Below are 17000 nucleotides of genomic sequence, written 5' to 3'. Positions count from 1 at the left end.
TTGCTCGCTACAGCGCTTACGTCACGATATTCATGCCATTCAGATCGGCGGAGCCTTTGACCTTAACGGCCCCGACGGTCAGTTAACTTCAAAAGGAATGACCATGGAACAACGCCGTTTTCCCGGCAACAGTCACTGGTATCATGAAACCCAGACCAGTCTGCCCGCTCAGCGCAGTGCGCTGGTGCCTGAGGCCGCCGATATTACAGACCGTTTTTTACTTGGTCTGACCCAGCAGGCGGAAGGAGAATTAAAGACTATCGTGCAGCGCGCGCAGGCGCTGCATCTGGCGTCGCGCGATCTGTATCAGCTGCTGTTTCCCAGCCAGCTGCCCACCAGTCTGACGCATACCCTGACGCTGTACGACCGCATCAGTACCGCGCTGACCGTGGCGCAGGTCGCGGGAATTCAGCGCCTGTGCAACCACTATGCGGCGCGTCTGAACCCGCTGCCGGGGCCGGACTCCTCGCGCGAAAGCAATCGCCGCTTAACGCAGATCACCGAATATGCCCGCCAGCTTGCCGGGCAACCGACGCTGATTGATTCCGCGGCTCTTCAGCGCCTGGATGAGGTGGGGTTAACCGCGCCAGATATCATTACCTTCAGCCAGATTATCGGCTTCGTCAGCTACCAGGCTCGGGTTGTAGCGGGTATCCATGCGCTAATGGCACTGCCGGTGCGCTGGATGCCGGGCGTGAGCGTCCCGCCCGATGCGGATTCACTCTCGGCCGGAGAATGGCAGCCCGCACTGGCACCGCTCGAACCGCGCTATGCCGCTGCCGACCAGCTTGAAGCACTCACCTTCTGTTCGCCGCTGATCCAGCCTGAAAGTTTTGTCTGGCTGCTGGCACAGGATGGCGACGTGCTGAACGGCTGGGGACATCTGCTGTCGGCACTGGAGAAACAGCACGCGTCGGATGATACCGCTCTTGCGGCCGCGGTGGCTGCACGTATTAACGGCAGCAGCGTTTGCTTTGCTCACTATCCGCCAGGAGAGCTGCGCGATGCGCTGTGGGAAAATGTCGATCGGGCGTTAAGCATCGCCACTGAACGGCAAAAAGCGATTATTCTGCTGGCATCCCAGCTGACCCGGGCACCCGAACGCTTTAGCGCTGCGCATGTACAGCCGCTGCGCGAGGCTGGTTTATCCAGCGCAGAGATTTTCGACGCGATTCTGAGCGTGGCCGCCGCAGGCTGGTCAAATCGTCTGATGCAGAGCCTGGGTACCGTCAGTCTGGAAAATCACTGATGTCTCAGCGGCTTGATGCAGACCTGATGGCAATCATAAGATTCAACCGCAGATGCCGTAACCTGATGGCCTTCCCGAACCCCAGCAAGCGACGTTAACAAGCCGATAGCACTCTGAAATTCAGTAAAAGATGTTGCCGGCCTGCTATCAGCCAACCAGCAGATGCCGGACTTCATCAAAGAAGTGCTGCGCCAGCGGCGTGGCCCGTCCCGGCTCAGCAATCACCACCGCGCCGTGCCGCGACATCGGCGGCATTAGCAGCGGGCGCCGACTGAGATCGCTGATTGCTTCCGGGATCAAATGCCCGACCGGGGAAATCAGGCAGCCCAGCCCCACCTGCACGCCCTGAATTAACTGGAAGATAGAGGTTGTTTCCATTACCACGCGTAAATTAATCCCGGCGTCGAGGAAGTGGCTGTCCAGATAGCGGCGGAAATAGCGCGTGCGGTCAGCCAGGCACAGCGGCAGCGACCCCATCTCTTCCAGAGCCAGCGGCGTGTCTCCCGCCAGCCGAGGGAAATGCTGCGGATGCCAGATAACCTCAACGCCGCGATCGTCGAGCATCTCTGCCTGGAAATGCAGTTCACGCAGCGTTGCCAGCTCAAAGAAACCGATGCCGACATCCACCGTATGGCTGTTCAGTGCTTCCAGCAGCTGGTCTGCGCTGAGCACCGCGATACGATAATCGAGCTGGGGGTAGCGATCGGATATCACCTTCAGCAGCTGCGGCAGGGAAATACTGCACTGCGGTACCACACCGATACGCAGCGTGCCGCTGACGCCGTGCTTCAGCGATTCCACTTCCAGCTTCAGCCCCTGATAAACCGAAACGATTTCCCGCGCCCACGACAGCACGCGCTCGCCCTCTGGCGTAAAACCGTCAAAGTTATTGCTACGATTGATCAGCGAAAGCCCAAGCTCGCGCTCCAGATTTTTCAGGCGCATGGAGAGGGTCGGCTGGCTGACAAAACTGGCCTCGGCGGCACGGCCAAAGTGGCGTTCACGCTCCAGATTACACAGGTAAATGAGCTGCTTAATGTCTATTTTCTTTATATTCCATAGAGATATAAAACTAAGTATTATCCGGAAGTATAGCGACGTACTATTCCAGGTACAAACACAACCTTTCCGGTTAATCATACTGGCACGTCAGGCCATCCCCAGCGCGCTTTTCACCTCTCCGGCGATTTTCTCCACCTGCGGACCGTAGATCACCTGCACATCCGTATCGCTGACGCGGTTCACGCCGTTGGCCCCGGTGCTCATCAGCGTGGCGTCCACCACCTCTTTCATATCTTTTACCCGCACGCGCAGACGGGTAAAGCAGCAGTCAACATCTTCGATATTTTCCGCACCGCCCAGGCCGCTGATAATCACTTTGATCCGCTCTGCGGCCTCCACCGGCGGCGTCACACAATGCCGAGGCCGACGGTGGGCCAAATAACCGCCAGCAGCACGCCCACCAGCGGCAGGTTGGCGAACAGCGCGCCCGCAACTTTACGGATAAAACCGATGATCAGCTGCGGCACCTGCATCGCGGAAAGGCCTCGCCGGTGATGGCCGGATTTTGCATCGCCGCCACCACGCCCAGAAAGATCCCGGCGGCAGCAATCACCGAAATCGGCATCATTAGCGCTTTACCAAATGCATGAACGCTGCTGGCAATTTTTTTCATCTGGCCTCTCCCGCCCGGCTTAGTGAACGCTAAGTATTAGACGACAGCGGAGGGATCGCCGTACCGCAGGGAAAAACCGGCGACTATTTTTTGAACAGCATCGCAATTTTAACAATTCCACGATAAATACTAACTATCGCTTCATCGCTGCAATCAATTAGACAATTCCGCCTCCTGACATCACACTTAGCCAAAAGCAGTCATAACTTCTTAACATCATTTCAACATAAGCCTGCATATCATGAAATTTAAAGAAGCGATTAAACCCTACCAGGCCGCGGCCGGTGGTTGGGGTTCACTGGAAGCCACCACCCGTTTTGTCTTCGACAGCAAACAAGTGTTAAAAAACATGCGCAACCTGATGCGCATGAACAAGGCAAAAGGCTTCGACTGCCCCGGCTGTGCCTGGGGCGATGATAATAAAAGTACCTTCAGCTTCTGCGAAAACGGGGCCAAAGCGGTCACGTGGGAAGCCACCCGCCGCAATATTGGTGCCGACTTCTTTGCGCAGTACAGCGTGACGTCGCTCTATCAGCAGAGCGACTACTTCCTGGAGTATCAGGGCCGCCTGACCGAGCCACTGCGCTATAACCGCCAGACCGACCGCTACGAGCCAATTAGCTGGGAAGATGCGTTTGCCCTGATCGCCCGTCATATTAAAGCGATGGACAATCCGCACCAGATGGAGCTGTACACCTCTGGACGCGCCAGTAATGAAGCGTCCTGGCTTTATCAGCTGTTTGGCCGCCTGAACGGCAGTAACAACTTCCCCGACTGTTCCAATATGTGCCATGAGGCCAGCGGCAGCGGCCTGAAGCGCAGCATCGGCGTAGGTAAAGGCACCATTCGCCTTGATGACTTCGATCATGCCGATGCGATTTTCGTCTTTGGCCAGAATCCGGGAACCAACCACCCGCGTATGCTGCACAACCTGCGCCACGCCGCCGATCATGGCGCCAGGATTGTCACCTTCAATACCCTGCGCGAGCGTGGCCTGGAGCGTTTTGCTGACCCGCAGAAGCCGCTGGAAGTCGTGACCAGCATGGCCGGTCAGATCAGTTCCACCTACTACCAGCCGAATCTGGGCGGCGATATGGCAGCCGTTCGCGGTATGGTAAAAGTGCTGGCGGAAAATCACCGTGCGCTGATCGCCGCCGGTGAGAAAGGGCTGTTTGATGAAGCCTTTATCAATGCCAAAACCGAAGGCGTGGATGCCTACCTGGCCGAAGTGGAGGCCACCGAATGGCCGCAGATCGTCCAGCAGTCCGGCCTGAGCGAGCAGCAGATCCGCGAAGCGGCGGCGATTTATCAGAGCGCCGATCGGGTGATCTGTACCTGGGCGATGGGTATTACCCAGCACAAACACTCCGTCGATACGGTGCGTGAAATCGTCAACCTGCAGCTGCTGTTTGGCCAGCTGGGTAAAAAAGGTGCGGGGCTTTGCCCGGTGCGCGGCCACAGTAACGTTCAGGGCAACCGTACGATGGGGATTGACGAGAAGCCGCCAAAAGCGTTCCTCGATAGCCTGGGCGAGCATTTTGGTTTTGAGCCACCGCGCGAACCCGGCCACAACACCGTGGAAGCGTTGGAAGCGATGCTGCGCGATGAAATTAAGGTTCTGATTGCTCTGGGCGGTAACCTCGCCGCTGCAGCACCGGACAGCCCGCGCACCGAAGAAGCACTGCGCCGCTGTGGCCTGACCGTGCAGATCAGTACCAAACTGAACCGCAGCCACCTCTGCCCGGGCGCGGTTGACGCACTGATCCTGCCGACGCTGGGCCGTACCGAGCAGGATATTCAGGCAACCGGTCCACAGTTTATTACCGTAGAAGACTCGTTCAGCATGGTGCATGCTTCGGAAGGCGTCGGTAAACCGATTGCTGATACCCAGCGTTCTGAAACCTGGATCGTCGCCGGTATCGCCAACGCGGTGCTGGGCAATGAGAAAGTGGACTGGCTGGGTCTGGCGGCGGATTATAATCTGATCCGCGAACATATCGCCGCCACTATTCCTGGCTTCGCGGATTTCAACGCGAAATGCGATATCAAAGGCGGCTTCTATCTCGGTAATGCCGCCGCGGAGCTGCGGTTTAATACCCCGCATGAGAAGGCGCAGTTCAGCAATGCAGCACTGCCGGCTTCGCTGTTCCCCCCGCTGGATGCCGAGGTGCCGTTCACGCTGCAAACTCTGCGTTCGCACGACCAGTACAACACCACTATTTACGGTCTGGACGATCGCTATCGCGGCGTTTACGGCCAGCGTGAGGTACTGTTTATCAATGCGCAGGACATGGAAAAACTGGGCTTTGCCGCCGGGGATAGTGTCGATATCGAAACCGTGTGGAACGACGGTATTACCCGTAAAGTTCATGGCTTCAAGCTGGTGCCCTACAACATTCCTGCCGGGAATCTGGCCGCCTACTATCCGGAAACTAACCCGCTGGTGCCGTTATCCAGCTTCGGGGATATCAGCGGTACGCCAACCTCGAAGTCGGTGCCGGTGAAAATTTCTCTGTCACCGATTAAGCACAAGCTGCGGATTGCGTAAGTGCGGGGGCGGCCGGAAAAATGGCCGCCCTTTTCATGCCGGACTTGCCGCGAAGCGGTTAATCGCGTAAAACTGTCTGCCGCTCTTAGGCCACGAAAACTGTTGAAATTATGTTCCAGGATAACCCGCTGCTCGCGCAGCTTAAAGAGAAACTCCACTCCCAGACACCTCGCGTTGAGGGTGTGGTAAAAGGCACGGAAAAAGGCTTTGGCTTCCTGGAAGTCGATGCTCAGAAAAGCTACTTTATCCCGCCACCGTTCATGAAAAAAGTGATGCACGGTGACCGCATTTCAGCGGTTCTGCAAACCGATAAAGATCGTGAAGTGGCCGATCCGGAAACCCTGATCGAGCCGTTCCTCACCCGCTTTGTTGGCCGGGTGCAGCGGAAGGACAATGACGACCGTCTGTCTATTATTCCCGATCATCCTCTACTCAAGGATGCTATCCAGTGTCGCGCCGATCGTAGCGTGAAACATGATTTCCAGAACGGTGACTGGGCGGTAGCCGAGATGCGCCGCCATCCGCTGAAAGGCGACCGCACTTTCTACGCCGAGCTGACCGAATTTATCACTACCGGCGATGATCATCTGGCCCCGTGGTGGGTGACACTGTCACGTCACAATCTGGAGCGTGAAGCGCCGGATGTCGCGACCCCGGAAGACATGCTGGACGAGAATCTGCAACGTGAAGATCTCACCGCCCTGAATTTCGTGACTATCGACAGCGCCAGTACCGAAGATATGGACGATGCGCTGTACGTGGAAGAGACCAGCGATGGCGAACTGCTGCTGACGATTGCCATTGCCGACCCCACTGCCTATGTGAAACCGGGCAGCAAGCTGGATAAAATCGCCGCCGAACGTTCGTTCACCAACTATCTGCCGGGCTTCAATATCCCGATGCTGCCACGTCAGCTGTCGGACAATATCTGCTCGCTGCGCCCGAGCGAACGCCGCCCGGTGCTGGCCTGTCGCGTGAAAATCGCCGCAGACGGCACACCGGCCAGCGACATTCAGTTCTTCGCCGCCTGGATCGAATCCAAAGCCAAACTGGCTTACGATAACGTTTCAGACTGGCTGGAAAATGACGGTGCCGGTGAATGGCAGCCGGAAAATGAAGCAATTGCTCAGCAGATCCGCCTGCTGCATCGTCTGTGCCTGGCACGCAGTGAATGGCGTCAGACCCATGCGCTGGTGTTCAAGGATCGCCCTGACTTCCGCTTCCTGCTGGGCGAAAAAGGCGAAGTGCTGGATATCATCGCTGAACATCGTCGCATCGCCAACCGCATCGTTGAAGAGTCCATGATTCTGGCCAATATCTGTGCCGCTACCGTGCTGCGCGATAATCTGGGCTTCGGCGTTTATAACGTGCATTCAGGCTTCGACCTGGTTAACGCCGAGCAGGCCGCTGCCGTGCTGGCCAACCACGGCATTACCGCCAACCCGGCGGCGATTGCCACGCTGGAAGGCTTTCGCGAGTTGCGTCGCGAGCTGGATGCCCTGCCTACCCAGTTCCTCGACAGCCGCATTCGCCGCTTCCAGTCGTTTGCCGAAGTCAGCATTGAACCCGGCCCGCATTTTGGTCTGGGTCTTGAGGCGTACGCAACCTGGACATCACCGATTCGTAAGTTCGGCGATATGATCAACCATCGCCTGCTGAAAGCGATTATTAAAGGTGAAGCGGCTGAACGCCCTGCTGATGAACTGACGGTAAAAATGGCCGAGCGCCGCCGCCAGAACCGCATGGCGGAACGTGATGTGGGCGACTGGCTCTACTCGCGTTTCCTGCAAAAAGCGGTGGGAACCGACCAGCGTTTCAGCGCCGAGATTATCGACGTCTCGCGTGGAGGTATGCGCGTTCGCCTGCTGGACAACGGTGCAGTCGCGTTTATCCCGACTCCGTTTATTCACGCGGTGCGTGATGAGCTGGTGTGCAGCAATGAAAACGGCTCTGTGATGATTAAAGGCGAAGTGGCTTATCGCGTTACCGACGTTATTGAGGTCACCATCGCCGAAGTGCGTATGGAAACCCGTAGCGTGGTAGCACGCCCGGCAGCTTAAAGCTGACTGCGGGATAACTGACCCGGTTATCCCGCATTATTTCTCTCTTCCCTGCGTAAAAAAATCCCCGACAGTTCACACTTCCCGATTGATAACCTTTCTTTTACATTTAATTACACTATTTTTAACTTGCTGATTCCCTCTCCCCTTTGCGGTTCTTACAAGGAGTAATGTGATGAAAAACGTCAAGGCAAGTTTGCTCTGGATTGCCGTGGCCATCGTCGGTGCCTGCGCATTTGCCATGCTGGCATTGAATCGAGGCGAACCGGTTAACGCACTTTGGCTGGTGGTGGCTGCCGTTGCCTGCTACAGCATTGCTTATCGATTCTACAGTCTGTTTATTGCCCGCAATATTTTTGAGCTGGACGATCGTCGCATGACCCCCGCCGAGCGTAAAAACGACGGTCTGGACTACGTTCCCACCAATAAATGGGTGCTGTTCGGGCATCATTTCGCCGCGATTGCCGGCGCCGGGCCGCTGGTTGGGCCGATTCTGGCCGCCCAGATGGGCTTCCTGCCCGGTACGTTGTGGATCTTGATCGGTGTAATGCTGGCCGGTGCGGTGCAGGACTTCCTGATCCTGTTTATCTCCACACGCCGCGACGGACGCTCGTTAGGGGAAATGGCCCGCCAGGAACTGGGCGCGTTCGCCGGGGTAATCACCATGCTCGGTGCGCTGGGCGTGATGATTATTATTCTTTCCGCGCTGGCGCTGGTGGTCGTGAAAGCACTGACCGACAGTCCGTGGGGCATGTTTTCTATCGCCGCCACCCTGCCGATTGCCCTGTTTATGGGCATCTATATGCGCTTCCTCCGCCCCGGCCATGTCGCCGAAGTGTCGCTGATAGGCTTCGTACTGATGATGGCGGCGATTATTTACGGCGGTGATATCGCCCTGCATCCTTTCTGGGGGCCGTTCTTTACCCTGAAAGGCACCACCCTGACGCTGGTGCTGGTGATCTACGGCTTCGTGGCTTCAGTTTTGCCGGTGTGGCTGCTGCTGGCACCGCGCGACTATCTTTCCACCTTCCTGAAAATCGGGGTAATTGTTGGTCTGGCAGTGGGGATTATTTTTGCCATGCCGGAAATGAAAATGCCGGCGGTAACGCGCTTTATTGACGGCAGCGGACCGGTATTCTCCGGCGGACTGTTCCCGTTCCTGTTTATCACCATTGCCTGTGGTGCGATCTCGGGCTTCCACGCGCTGGTTTCCAGCGGCACAACGCCGAAGCTGGTGGAACGTGAAAGCCATATTCGCATACTCGGCTACGGCGCGATGCTGATGGAGTCCTTTGTGGCCATTATGGCGCTGATCTGCGCCTCGGTGCTGGACCCGGGCATCTACTTTGCGATGAATGCCCCGGCGGCGCTGATTGGCACCACGGTAGAAAGTGCGGCGCAGGCGATTAACGGCTGGGGCTTTGTCATCACGCCGGAGATGCTGACCGCGATTGCCCGCGACGTAGGAGAAACCTCGATTCTTTCCCGTGCAGGTGGCGCACCGACCTTTGCCGTTGGCATGGCGCATATCATCACCGAGGTATTTAACAGTCGGGCGATGATGGCCTTCTGGTATCACTTTGCCATCCTCTTTGAGGCGCTGTTTATCCTGACGGCGGTTGATGCCGGTACTCGTGCCTGCCGGTTTATGGTGCAGGACCTTGCGGGTACCGCTATCCCGGCGCTGGCGAATAACCGCTCCTGGTTCGGCAATATTATCGGCACGACGGTGGCCGTTTCCGGCTGGGGCTTCTTCGTCTACCAGGGCGTCATCGATCCGCTGGGCGGCATTAATACCCTGTGGCCGCTGTTCGGCATCGGCAACCAGATGCTGGCTTCGATGGCGCTGATTCTGGGTACCGTGGTGCTGTTTAAGATGAAAAAACAGCGCTATGCCTGGGTGACTATTTTGCCGACTGCCTGGCTATTCGTTACCTCAATGACTGCCGGATGGCAGAAAATCTTCCACGAAAAACCATCGATTGGTTTCCTCGCCCAGGCGAAGAAATTCTCCACCGGTATCGATCAGGGCGTGGTGATTGCCCCGGCGAAAAGCGTGGCGGATATGCAGACTATCGTGATGAGTAACCAGATTAACGCTGCGCTATGCGGCTTCTTTATGCTGGTTGCTGCCACCATGTTGATTTCGTCCTTCTTTGTTATCCGTCGTGCGCTGCAAAACAGTCAGCCGACCACGCACGAAAGCGAGATTGTTCTGCGTAGTGAAACGGCACAGAGTACGGCAAATCGTCTCTGACTTCACCGGCCAAAACGCTGTCCATGCCCGGCATTTATTGCATTATTTTTCTGAGGGCATGTTAAACAATCTGCCAATTGCGTTATTGCTAATGATGAGTTTCCCCGATCTAACGGTCGGGGAGATTTTTTATTTATCCTGATTTAATCAGCCTGGATTAATTGCTATTGTGTCTCGGGATTCTGCAACCGGCTAATAGTGTTGCTAAAATAAGAAGATACCATCTGCACTGCATCACCAAGGAGAAAGAATAAATGACCGATGAACGGGGGCAAACGCTGCTATACGCCTGGTTTGGCACCAGTAGCCCTTATTGGCATTTACGCTCTGACAGCGATGCGCTGCACTTCGCCCAGGAAGAGAATGGCGAAATCAATATCGCCATACCGCTGGATGCCGCACAGGCCCGCATGATTCGCGAGATGACGGTGGTCACATCCAGCATTAACCTGACGCTCTCACTCTACGGCACTGCGCTGTCCATGCATCTGGTCGGCCGCAAAGTGAGTCTGTCCCAGTGGGCGGGCACCGCCTCGGCCTGGGGGGACACCTCAGCGGTGGCGCGCGATCTCGCACTCGGGCTGTCCTTCGCCGAGCAGGTAGTGTCCGAAGCCAATTCGGTGATCGTCATCCTCGATCAGCACGGCAATATCCAACGCTTTAACCGCCTGAGTGAAGAGTATGCCGGCCTGAAAGAGCAGGAAGTGATCGGTTGTAACGTGTTCCAGCTGTTTATGACACGACAGGAAGCCGCGTCTTCTCGCCGCAATATCAGCACCTTCTTTCGGGAAGGCAGCTCCTATGAAGTCGAACGCTGGATCAAAACGAAAATGGGCCAGCGTTTATTCCTGTTCCGCAATAAATTCGTCCACAGCGGCAGCGGAAAAAATGAAATTTATCTGATCTGTTCGGGGACGGATATTACCGAAGAACGCCGGGCGCAGGAGCGCCTGCGTGTTCTGGCCAATACCGATACGATTACCGGCCTGCCAAACCGTACGGCGATTAACGATCGTATTACGGAGGTACTGGAGAATCGCGCAAACGAACAGGTGGGCGTGGTGTATCTGGATCTGGATAATTTTAAAAAGGTTAACGACGTTTACGGCCATATGTTTGGCGATCAGTTGCTCCAGGCTGTTTCACTGGCCATTCTGAGCTGCCTCGAGAAGAATCAGACTCTGGCCCGCCTCGGCGGCGATGAGTTTATTGTGCTGGCCGAAGATACGACTCAGGCTGCGCTGGAAGCCATCGCTTCACGTATTATCGACCGGCTGAAGCAGACCTTCCGCATCGGTCTGATTGAGGTTTATTCCGGCTGCTCAATCGGTATCGCCATTGCTCCACAGCACGGCGAGGATCGTGACAATCTGATCCGCAACGCCGATACGGCGATGTATACCGCCAAAGAGAACGGTCGCGGCCAGTTCAGCGTATTCTCTACCGAAATGAATCAGCGGGTGTTTGAATACCTCTGGCTGGACACCAACCTGCGCAAGGCGCTGGAGCTGAGCCAGCTGGTGATCCACTATCAGCCGAAGCTGGATGCCGACGGCACGGTCAGCAGCGTTGAGGCACTGGTCCGCTGGCTTTCTCCGGAACGCGGCCTGGTTCGCCCCGATCGCTTTATCTCCTACGCCGAGGAGTCCGGGCTGATTGTACCACTCGGCCGCTGGGTGATGCTGACGGTGCTGGAACAGATCCTTGAATGGCGCAAGCAGGGGATTTTCCTGCGTGTGGCGGTCAATGTTTCCGCCCGGCAACTTATCGATCAGAGTATTTATACCGACCTCAAGCTGGCGCTGGACGAAGCCGGGCTGGAGAGCTGTCCGATTGATATCGAACTGACCGAAAGCTGCTTGATGGAAAATGAAAGCCAGGCGCTGGTGCTGATGGCTGAATTCCAGCAGCTGGGCGCGTCGGTGCATCTTGATGACTTCGGCACCGGCTATTCATCACTATCGCAGCTGGCGCGCGTGCCGATTGATGCCATCAAGCTCGACCAGAGTTTTATTCGTGATGTAAACGAGAAATCCATTTCACAAACGCTGGTTCGTGCAATTGTTGCCGTTGCCCGTGCGCTGGATTTACAGGTCATTGCCGAAGGAATTGAAACCGAAGAAGAAGAGGCATTCGCACTGGCCTGCGGCGTTGACGTGCGTCAGGGTTATCTGTACGCGAAGCCAATGCCCGTTGATGAGCTCGAGCACTGGCTTACGCAATATCTTGTTAAAGCCTGATTACTGTTGATTAACGCACTTAACCCGCTTTCAACAAGGTTTGAGCGCTGCGGCGGTTTTGTAAATTAACCAAACGCTCCATATAGGCGATATCCTTTGGTTCCAGGCTGAAGGCGAAATCAACCCAGTCTTCCGTGATGTCCATCAGTTCGGCACGAGTTAGCTGAAGCACGCGCGGCCGCGCTTTCAGCATTGCCCGCACCCCGTTCAGTTTCGGCCGCAGCGTGTCAATAAAGGTACGCGTGCTGCGATAAGCCTCGTCCGGCTGGAACAGACGATCAACCAGCCCGCGCGTTTCAAACCACTCTGCGGTGTGCGACTCGCCTTCACAAATCAGCTCCTCTGCCAGCTTCATGCCCGCCCGGCGGGCAACCAGCGAATAGCCGCCCATGCCCGGGAACAGGTTAAAGGCGATTTCAGGGAAGCCCATCCGCGCGGTGTTCTGCGCCAGAATAAAGTGATGCGCCAGTGCCGCTTCAAATCCGCCGCCCAGCGCACTGCCCTCATAGTTACCGCACCGGTATCAAAGCCTCTTGCCGCCGCGTGAATGCAGTCCACACCGGCGCGCGCATAAGCCCGCAGCGCCTCGCGGCGGCCATTTTTGATCGACTCGACAAAAAAACTGAGATCGCCACCGGCATTAAACATGCCGGGGACCAGTGAGCCGGTAACCCAAAAATCGATAGCCAGTCCCGAGCGCTGTGCCGCATAGCTGAGATCCATGATCTCCTCTATCAGCTGATGGTTGAAGCTCGGGCGCGGCTGCGCCCGCAGCAGCATCCACATGGTCCGGCGCTCCTCCTCATAGTAAGCGGAGAGCTGGGTCATCTGTCCGGCTTCACTGAACAGTCTGCAGGTAGTCTGGTTTACAACGGTCATATTATTATCCTCGATTAGTCATGCGTTAACTACGCAGATCCAGCCTAATCGACAGGATGTTTACACTAAATGGCTGTTTGATTATTAAAGTAAATCAGTAAATTTTCAGACAAAAAGTGACAATAAACCGCCAGATAAATTGAGTAACCTCACTCTTAAATCACCGGCGATGAACATCACTTCTGGCCGTAGTAGGCCCCGGCACCGTGTTTACGCAGGTAGTGTTTATCCAGCAGGGTTTGCTGCATCACAGGCAGCTCGGGCGCAAGCTGCTGGCTGAAGATCCCCATACAGGCAACTTCTTCCAACACGACGGCACTGTGTACAGCATCGTCTGCGCTTTTTCCCCAGCAAAATGGGCCGTGCGAGTTGACCAGCACGGCGGGAATAGCCAGCGGATCGATTTCACGGTCGCGCAAAGTTTCAATAATGACCTGCCCGGTTTCCCACTCGTACCGTTCTTTGATTTCAGCATCGGTCATCTTGCGCGTGCAGGGTACGGCACCGTAGAAGTCATCGGCATGCGTTGTCCCCCAGGCGGGAATATCCCGGCCGGCCTGCGCCCAGATAGTGGCATGGCGGGAGTGAGTATGGACAATCCCACCAATATCCGGCCATGCCAGATACAAAGCGCGGTGAGTATCGGTGTCTGAAGATGGCCGTTTAGCACCTTCAACCGCCCTGCCGCTTTCCAGTTCCACCACCACCATATCGTCACGCTGCATCTGCTCGTAGCTCACCCCGGAAGGTTTAATCACCACCAGCCCCTGCTGGCGATCGATGGCGCTGACGTTGCCCCAGGTGAACGTGACCAGGCCGTAGTGCGGTAGCGCGAGATTAGCTTCCAGTACCTGCTGTTTCAGTTGTTCAAGCATCGTTGACTCTCCGATTAGGTCCGTGAGTCATTGTCGGCGCAGGCGATAAAAGCGGGTATGGGGATAATAGCTGGATAAAGGCAGTTTCCGGCTGTCCGCAGCGTTCTGTGCGGCAGGGCAGCGGTAATATTCGGAATTATTACCTCGGCAGTAAAGCAACAGCTTCTATAATTAATACAGATAGCTAGCTGTAGTGATAGTCAGCTCACTAACTAATAGCAGGATCGCCGGAATAATCGACGGTTCCAGGCCGAAAATCCGGGTATCCACTATACTTGATCGGGTAATCAGTCGCTGCAATTGAGGAGTATTCACAATGATAAATACGACAAAGCGCATTACCGCCGCGATGCTGGCGGCAACTCTGGTTCTTTCTCTCAGTGCCTGTTCAAACTGGTCTAAGCGCGATCGCAACACGGCAATCGGCGCAGGTGCCGGTGCAATAGGTGGTTCGATTCTGACTAACGGTAGCGGCTTAGGTACCGTGGGTGGCGCGGCCGTCGGGGGTATTATCGGACATCAGATCGATTAATTCGCTTGCACACAATATCTCTGGCTACCGCAGCGAAAAGGAAACATTTGAGGCCGCATTTGCGGCCTCATGTTTGCTGAATCTGCATCTTGCTTAAACACTGCTTTCCACTTTGACGCTAACGGCAGGCCTTTGATCAGATGATGCTCAGCATACAAGACCGTGCATCAGCCTCCAGCGAGTTTAACCTTATGGCCTTTGGCTTCCAGCAACGTTTTCAGCAAATCGCGCTTGTCACCCTGAATTTCAATCACACCGTCTTTCACCGCACCGCCGCAGCCGCATTTTTTCTTTAGTTCGGCAGCCAGCTTTTCCAGCTCGGCATCGTCCACATCAATCCCCGAGATCAGACACACGCCCTTCCCTTTACGACCGCTGGTCTGACGCTGGATGCGAACAATGCCGTCACCTTTAGGGCGCTGCGGTTTCTCTTTAACTTCGTCAATACGGCCGGTTGTGGTTGAATAGACCAGCCTGCTGTTATCGTCAGCCATTATGCCTCCTGAAGTGAGGAAAGGATCGCTTGCAGCGTCGCCGCCGGATTAGCCGCCAGGGTAATCGGACGCCCGATCACCATATAATCAACGCCGGCCTGCACCGCCTGCTGCGGAGTCATAATGCGGCGCTGATCGCCCGCATCGCTGCCCGCCGGGCGTATCCCCGGGGTAACCAGCTTAAATTCCTGACCGATAACCTGCTTAAAGCGGCTGGCTTCCTGCGCTGAACACACTACGCCATCCAGCCCACATTGATGGGTCAACCGTGCAAGGCGCTCGGCCTGATCGGCAGGAGACAGCTCAATCCCCAGACCGCGCAGGTCGTCCGCATCCATACTGGTCAGCACGGTTACAGCGATCAGCAGCGGGGCTTCTTTGCCAAACGGCAGCAGTGCTTCGCGAGCCGCATTCATCATCCGGGCGCCGCCGCTGGCGTGAACGTTGACCATCCACACGCCCAGATCCGCTGCTGCGGCCACCGCATGCGCCGTGGTATTCGGAATATCATGGAACTTGAGGTCCAGGAAGACGTCGAAACCGCGCTGCTGCAGATCGCGCACCAGCTGCGGACCGAACAGGGTAAACATCTCTTTCCCCACTTTCAGGCGGCAGCTGCCGGGTTCAATCTGGTCAACAAAGGCCAGTGCAAGGTCGCGATCGGCATAATCTAACGCTACCACAATCGGTGAGCCGGTAAGCTGAGGTGAATGCATCAATAAACCCTCTTTAAGTGGAGCACCGCATGGCGCAAACAGGATAGTCGCAGGAATTCAGCCAGGCATTACAGGCTGTTGGCTGAAAACGGAAACGGCAGGCATTTTACCTGCGGATAGCGCAAATTCACAGTTAACCCCTTGAGAATTATTAGCGATGGGCGACGACTATCTCTTTCCGCCCTGCCAGGCTTTACGCCTCCAAGGTTACTGGCATCGTACAACTGCAGAAAGAATTAGTATGTTGTAACTAAATAAAGATCAGAATGAGGACAATTAATTGGCGCTAAGCGCCAGAATTATTGTCCATCCAGGCCGCGAATCGGCTTCACCGAAGACCAGGTACGACACGACGGGCAGTGCCAGTAAAGCGCATGGGCGGTGAAACCGCATTTGTGGCAGCGATAGCGCGGCTTGGTGCGGATTTGCTCGCCCACCATATCGCGCAGCACCGTCAGACTTTCTTTCGCCCTGCCGTCTTCGGCTTCCTGCAGGTTAAAATCCATCAGCCGGTGGAAGACGCGCATAGTAGGATGCCGCTGTAGCTGGCGGGTGATATAGGTTTGGGCCACGTCCGCCCCTTCATCGCAGTCCAGGATGCCAGCAAGGTAGAGTTCAGCGGCCGCACCGGTATTCTCCTCCACGCAGCGCTTAAGGTAATCGCTCCAGGCCTTCGGCTGGTTGAGGTGTTCGAAGCAGGTTTCCAGCATTTCCAGCGTCTCACTGACCAGTTCCCGATCCTGTTCGATAACCCGCTGCAGGTGCACCACGGCTTTGGCATAATCGCCTTTCGCCATAAAAATACGCCCCATCATAATGGAGATGCGGGCGCTGTTGCGATCGGCAGCCTCACCCTTTTTGAGCAGGTTCATCGCACGATCAAGATCGTCACTGCCCATGGCCTGTAGCGCCAGCTCGCAGTAGAAATGGGCGATTTCCATTTTCTTCTGCTCCTTGCCCAGCTTCACCAGCCGTTCCGCGACTTCGATCGCATTCGGCCAGTCGCTGGTGGACTGATGGATGATCAGCAGCTGCTGGAGCGCGCCAATGCGAAAATCGGTTTCTTCAACCAGTTGCCCAAACATCTGTTCAGCACGATCGTACAGCCCGGCCACCATGTAATCACGCCCAAGCTGCTGGATCGCAAGCAGCCGTTGATCGTAGGTCAGAGAAGCACTTTCCATCAGGGACTGGTGGATGCGGATGGCGCGATCAACTTCACCACGGGAACGGAAAAGGTTGCCCAGCGTCAGATGAGCCTCAACCGTACCGCTGTCTTCCTTGAGCATGTCAAGAAACAGATCGACGGCTTTGTCCTGTTGATTCGAAAGCAGGAAGTTCACCCCGGCCACATAGTCACGTGACAGGCGACTCGCCTCCTGTTGCTTATCCTGTTGCGCACTTCTGCGCCCCATATACCAGCCGTAGGCGGCGGCTACGGGGAGTAACAGAAACAACAGTTCCAACATAAATGA

13 protein-coding genes and 2 pseudogenes are annotated in these 17000 nt (G+C 56.0%); 6 read left to right on the top strand and 9 right to left on the bottom strand.

Going from position 1 to position 17000, the window contains the following annotated elements; genetic code table 11:
• The first annotated feature begins 103 nt into the window (after window positions 1-103).
• Window positions 104-1249 (top strand): CMD domain-containing protein, encoded by a 1146-nt coding sequence (locus tag AC07U6_RS05635; protein WP_494762824.1) that lies wholly within the window; start codon window positions 104-106, stop codon window positions 1247-1249.
• Between the two features lie 147 nt (window positions 1250-1396).
• Here AC07U6_RS05635 and AC07U6_RS05630 read toward each other — a convergent pair whose 3' ends face one another.
• The 4 genes and pseudogenes from AC07U6_RS05630 to AC07U6_RS05615 all read right to left on the bottom strand — a co-directional run bounded on the left by AC07U6_RS05630 (window position 1397) and on the right by AC07U6_RS05615 (window position 2924).
• Window positions 1397-2293: a LysR family transcriptional regulator gene (locus tag AC07U6_RS05630; RefSeq protein WP_494764501.1), complete on the bottom strand. Its 897-nt coding sequence runs from the start codon at window positions 2291-2293 to the stop codon at window positions 1397-1399.
• Between the two features lie 105 nt (window positions 2294-2398).
• Window positions 2399-2650, bottom strand: a pseudogene (locus tag AC07U6_RS05625) (PTS sugar transporter subunit IIB); the annotation flags it as partial.
• Between the two features lie 8 nt (window positions 2651-2658).
• A complete protein-coding gene (locus tag AC07U6_RS05620; RefSeq protein ID WP_494762825.1) occupies window positions 2659-2784 on the bottom strand; it encodes a hypothetical protein in 126 nt (41 codons plus the stop codon).
• A complete protein-coding gene (locus AC07U6_RS05615; protein ID WP_494762826.1) occupies window positions 2766-2924 on the bottom strand; it encodes a hypothetical protein in 159 nt (52 codons plus the stop codon). Before AC07U6_RS05615 ends, AC07U6_RS05620 begins: the two co-directional genes overlap by 19 nt.
• Window positions 2925-3165: 241 nt before the next feature.
• On the opposite strand from AC07U6_RS05615, the gene AC07U6_RS05610 reads away from it, so the two are divergent.
• The 4 genes from AC07U6_RS05610 to pdeR all read left to right on the top strand — a co-directional run bounded on the left by AC07U6_RS05610 (window position 3166) and on the right by pdeR (window position 12029).
• On the top strand, window positions 3166-5472 hold the full coding sequence (locus tag AC07U6_RS05610) for an FdhF/YdeP family oxidoreductase (RefSeq protein WP_494762827.1): 2307 nt from the start codon (window positions 3166-3168) through the stop codon (window positions 5470-5472).
• 110 nt (window positions 5473-5582) lie between these two features.
• Complete coding sequence (locus AC07U6_RS05605) at window positions 5583-7532, top strand: exoribonuclease II (RefSeq protein WP_494762828.1); 1950 nt, start codon at window positions 5583-5585, stop codon at window positions 7530-7532.
• A 175-nt stretch (window positions 7533-7707) separates the two neighbouring features.
• Window positions 7708-9789: a carbon starvation CstA family protein gene (locus AC07U6_RS05600; RefSeq protein ID WP_494762829.1), complete on the top strand. Its 2082-nt coding sequence runs from the start codon at window positions 7708-7710 to the stop codon at window positions 9787-9789.
• Window positions 9790-10043: 254 nt separating this feature from the next.
• Window positions 10044-12029: a cyclic di-GMP phosphodiesterase gene (pdeR, locus tag AC07U6_RS05595; RefSeq protein WP_494762830.1), complete on the top strand. Its 1986-nt coding sequence runs from the start codon at window positions 10044-10046 to the stop codon at window positions 12027-12029.
• A gap of 19 nt (window positions 12030-12048) precedes the next feature.
• On the opposite strand, the pseudogene AC07U6_RS05590 reads toward pdeR, so the two are convergent.
• Both AC07U6_RS05590 and araD read right to left on the bottom strand, forming a co-directional pair.
• Window positions 12049-12908, bottom strand: a pseudogene (locus AC07U6_RS05590) (crotonase/enoyl-CoA hydratase family protein).
• A gap of 176 nt (window positions 12909-13084) precedes the next feature.
• A complete protein-coding gene (araD, locus tag AC07U6_RS05585) occupies window positions 13085-13783 on the bottom strand; it encodes an L-ribulose-5-phosphate 4-epimerase (RefSeq protein ID WP_494762831.1) in 699 nt (232 codons plus the stop codon).
• Window positions 13784-14099: 316 nt separating this feature from the next.
• On the opposite strand from araD, the gene osmB reads away from it, so the two are divergent.
• Entirely contained in the window at window positions 14100-14315 is a 216-nt protein-coding gene (gene osmB / locus AC07U6_RS05580; RefSeq protein ID WP_494762832.1) for an osmotically-inducible lipoprotein OsmB, read from the top strand.
• Between the two features lie 167 nt (window positions 14316-14482).
• Here osmB and yciH read toward each other — a convergent pair whose 3' ends face one another.
• From yciH to lapB, 3 genes are all read right to left on the bottom strand, one after another.
• A complete protein-coding gene (yciH, locus tag AC07U6_RS05575) occupies window positions 14483-14809 on the bottom strand; it encodes a stress response translation initiation inhibitor YciH (RefSeq protein WP_494762833.1) in 327 nt (108 codons plus the stop codon).
• Window positions 14809-15525, bottom strand: a complete 717-nt coding sequence (gene pyrF, locus AC07U6_RS05570; protein WP_494762834.1) for an orotidine-5'-phosphate decarboxylase — start codon at window positions 15523-15525, stop codon at window positions 14809-14811. Before pyrF ends, yciH begins: the two co-directional genes overlap by 1 nt.
• Window positions 15526-15824: 299 nt before the next feature.
• On the bottom strand, window positions 15825-16994 hold the full coding sequence (gene lapB / locus AC07U6_RS05565) for a lipopolysaccharide assembly protein LapB (protein ID WP_494762835.1): 1170 nt from the start codon (window positions 16992-16994) through the stop codon (window positions 15825-15827).
• Window positions 16995-17000 lie beyond the last annotated feature (6 nt).

The organism is Erwinia sp. GW821-FHT03D09 (assembly GCF_059420805.1).
This window is presented reverse-complemented; position numbering and strand designations above follow the sequence as displayed.